General features: G+C 68.4%; 3 protein-coding genes. 2 read left to right on the top strand and 1 reads right to left on the bottom strand.

Annotated features, from left to right (window positions below):
• A partial coding sequence (locus NON22_RS21445; RefSeq protein ID WP_257389029.1) for a S1C family serine protease occupies positions 1–1121 on the top strand: 1121 nt, incomplete at its 5' end.
• A 19-nt stretch (positions 1122–1140) separates the two neighbouring features.
• On the opposite strand, the gene NON22_RS21440 is transcribed toward NON22_RS21445, so the two are convergent.
• The gene (locus NON22_RS21440) at positions 1141–2085 is read right to left on the bottom strand and encodes a lytic transglycosylase domain-containing protein (protein WP_257389028.1); all 945 of its coding nucleotides are present in this window, start codon (positions 2083–2085) and stop codon (positions 1141–1143) included.
• 300 nt (positions 2086–2385) lie between these two features.
• On the opposite strand from NON22_RS21440, the gene miaB reads away from it, so the two are divergent.
• The gene (miaB, locus tag NON22_RS21435; RefSeq protein ID WP_257389027.1) at positions 2386–3714 is read left to right on the top strand and encodes a tRNA (N6-isopentenyl adenosine(37)-C2)-methylthiotransferase MiaB; all 1329 of its coding nucleotides are present in this window, start codon (positions 2386–2388) and stop codon (positions 3712–3714) included.
• The last annotated feature ends 152 nt before the right edge of the window (positions 3715–3866 follow it).

The following is a 3866-nucleotide window of genomic DNA, read 5'->3' as shown; positions in this document are numbered from 1 at the left end:
GCCTGTGGCCCGACGTGCCGGCGCGCCTGCGCGGCGAGCCCGTCCCGGCCACAGCCGGCGCGGTGGCGCCCGCCGCACCGGCCGCTACCGTCCAGGCCAGCGGCGCCGGCGGCGCGCCGTTCTCCTATGCCGAGGCCGTCGCTCGCGCGGCGCCGGCCGTCGTCAACATTTATGCGAACAAGGTCGTCGCCGCGCAGCGCCGGCTGGTCCAGGTCGATCCGTTGACCCAGCGCATGTTCGGCGGCATCAGCGTCGGTCCGCCGTCCTACCGGCGCGAGCAGAGCCTCGGCTCCGGCGTCATCGTCAGCGCCGACGGCTACGTGCTAACCAACAACCACGTGATCGCGCGCTCCAACGACATCCAGGTGCTGCTCTACGACGGCCGCATCGCGACCGCGCGCCTCGTCGGCGGCGACGAGGACACCGATCTGGCCGTGCTCAAGATCGACGCCGGCGACCTGCCCACGATGAAGCTCGACGAAGCGCCGCCGGTCAACGTCGGCGACGTGGTGCTCGCGATCGGCAACCCGATCGGCCTGGGCAAGACCGTGACCATGGGCATCGCCAGCGCGATCGGCCGCCAGCTCGACCAGTGGGCCTACGAGGAATTCATCCAGACCGATGCGGCGATCAACTCGGGCAATTCCGGCGGCGCCCTGGTCAATGCCCGCGGCGAACTCGTCGGCATCAACACGGCCAACGTGCCGCAGCGCCAGATCGCCGAGGGTATCGGCTTCGCGATCCCGGTCGCGACGGCCAAGGGCGTGCTCGACCAGATCATCGCCAAGGGCATCGTCGTGCGCGGCTGGCTCGGCGTGGAATACGGCCGCCTGCCGATCGCGGCGAACGTCGACGTGGCCAGCCTCGCGCGCGGCGCGCAGGTGCTCGCGGTCTATCCGCAGAGTCCCGCGGCGCAGGCCGGCCTGCAGCCCGGCGACGTGCTGCTGACGTTCAACGGCGAGGAGATCGACGATCCGCTGGAACTGCGCCGGCGCGAAGCGGCGCTCGCGCCGGGCACCAAGGTACACGTGACCGGCCTGCGCGCCGGCATCGCGTTCGAGGCCGACGCCGAACTCGTGCAGCGGCCCGTGCTCAACCGCATGCAGATACCGAACGGCTGACGCGCAGAACCGCCGCGGATCAGTTCGACTGGCGGTAGCGGTCGCGCAAGGTGGAGACGCGTTCGACATAGACGCGGGTCTCGTCGAACGGCGGCACGCCGCCGTACTTCGTCACGTTGGCCGGACCGGCGTTGTACGCGGCCATCGCGAGCCTTTCGTTGCCCTGGAAATTCCTGAGCTGCCGGGCCAGGTACTGCGCGCCGCCGCGGATGTTCTGCACGGCGTCGAACGGATTGTCCACGCCGAGATCGTCGGCCGTGCCCGGCATCAGCTGCATCAGGCCCTGCGCGCCCTTGTTCGACAGCGCGTTCGGATTGAACGCCGACTCCGCATGCACGACCGCGCGCAGCAGCGACTCGTCGACGCCGAACTCCGCGGCCGCCGCAGCGATCTCGGCGCGGTACGCGTCGCGATTGAGCCGCGTCGACGAGAAGTTGACCGTCGAATGCACGTCGCAGGCGAAGCAGGTCGAGATGTAGGTGAACAGCACCTGGTAGCGCTTGCCGGCCGGGCGGATGTTCGTGTACTCGGTGGTGCCGTTGCTCTTGCTGATCTTGTAGACCGCGCCGCGCAGCACTTTCGGCGATTCGCCGGCGGCCGGCGCTGCGGCGGCGCCTTCGCGATACTGCCACTGGCCCGGCTGCGGCGTCGCGGCGGCCGTCGATGCGGCGACCGGAGTCGATGCCGGTGCAACGGCTGCCGTCGGCGGCCTGACTGCCTCGACCGAGAACGCCGGCCTGGACATGGCCGGGGCCGTGGCCGCCGTCACCGGCTTGGCCGCGCTGTCGGCGTAGTTGGCGACCTGTACGCAGTTCGCGTAGCCGGCCGGCTTGTTGGTGTAGGCGAGCTCGCCGCGGCTACCGCTGCAGCGGTAGAGGCCGCCCGCGAACGCCGGCGCGCCGAGGCCTGCGAGGACCAGGGCGACCAGCCAGCGTACGCGGCGATGGCGCGAAGATGACGTCATGAATTCCTCTGAGGGAGAAGGTCTGAACACACGGCTGCGGCACGCTTCCTGTGCGCTGCTGCAATCCCGCAGCCCGCCGAACGTCCTTCGCGCGGCCGTCCGGCGCTGCCGGATCGGCGTTGCCGCCGCGAGGGCCGCGTTCCGCGTAGTTCAGAGGTTCCCCAACTTGTGGGGCCAAGTTTCTGACAGGAAACGCGAAATTCCAAGACCACCCGATCGCGTCCGGGTTCCCGCGCCGCTGGCGGGCATCGCAAAACCTGCGTAAACTGCCGAGTCCATTCGCTTTTTTGGTTTCGCTCCATGGCCGGCAAGCTGTTCATCAAAACCCACGGTTGTCAGATGAACGAGTACGACTCGTCCAAGATGGCCGACGTGCTGGGCGCCGCCCACGGCCTGGAGCTGACCGAGAACGAGGCCGAGGCCGACGTCATCCTGATCAACACCTGCTCCATCCGCGAGAAGGCGCAGGAAAAAGTGTTTTCCCAGCTCGGCCGCTGGCGCGAGCTCAAGAAAGCCAACGGCAACGTCGTCATCGGCGTCGGCGGCTGCGTCGCCTCGCAGGAAGGCGAGGCCATCGTCAAGCGCGCGCCGTTCGTCGATCTCGTGTTCGGCCCGCAGACCCTGCACCGTCTGCCCGAGATGATCGAAGCCAAGCGCCGCACCGGCAAGGCACAGGTCGACATCTCCTTCCCCGAGATCGAGAAGTTCGACAAGCTGCCGGAGCCGCGCGCCGAAGGTCCGAGCGCGTTCGTGTCGATCATGGAAGGCTGCTCGAAGTACTGCACCTTCTGCGTCGTGCCGTACACGCGCGGCGACGAGGTCAGCCGGCCGTTCGACGACGTCATCGCCGAAGTCGCAGCGCTCGCCGACCAGGGCGTGCGCGAAGTCAATCTGCTCGGCCAGAACGTCAACGCCTACCGCGGCCCCCTGCACGACGGCGGCGTCGCCGACCTGGCCCTGCTGATCCATGCGATCGCACAGCTCGACGGCATCGGCCGCATCCGCTTCACGACCTCGCATCCGCTGGAATTCTCCGATTCGCTCGTCGAGGCCTACGCGAGCGTGCCCAAGCTCGCGAACTATCTGCACCTGCCGGTGCAGGCCGGCTCCGACCGCGTGCTCGCGGCGATGAAGCGCGGCTACACGGCGCTGGAGTTCAAGCAGAAGATCCGCAAGCTGCGCGCAGTGCGCCCCGACATCTCGATCTCGTCGGACTTCATCGTCGGCTTTCCGGGCGAGACCGACGCGGACTTCGACAAGACCATGAAGCTGATCGAGGACGTCGGCTTCGACCAGAGCTTCAGCTTCATCTATTCCAAGCGCCCCGGCACGCCGGCGGCCAATCTCGAGGACGACACCAGCGCCGAAGTCAAGCACGCGCGCCTGCAGCGCCTGCAGTCGGCCGTCACCGAGAACGCCAACCGCATCAGCCAGGCCATGATCGGCACGCGCCAGAGCGTGCTCGTCGAAGGCGCCAGCCGCAAGAACGCCAACGAGATGACCGGGCGCACCGAGAACATGCGCTACGTGAACTTCCCAGGCGATGCGCGCATGGTAGGCCAGTTCGTCGACGTGATCATCACCGAGGCCATGACGAATTCTCTGCGCGGCCGCATCGCGCTCGACTGATCCCCGCGGCTTTCGCCGCGGGCGGATGGAACGCGTCCGATCCGCTCCGCGTCGATACGCGTGAACGCACGCCATCGACGGAATTTCTGCACAGTTGAACAACCGCGCGCCGGCGCGGCGGCGCGCGGGGGCCGCGATCGGAAGAGCGTCGT

It is taken from the genome of Tahibacter caeni (assembly GCF_024609805.1).
Lineage (GTDB): Bacteria > Pseudomonadota > Gammaproteobacteria > Xanthomonadales > Rhodanobacteraceae > Tahibacter > Tahibacter caeni.
Note: the sequence above shows the minus strand (reverse complement) of the source record. Positions and strands in the feature narration are given on the sequence as shown.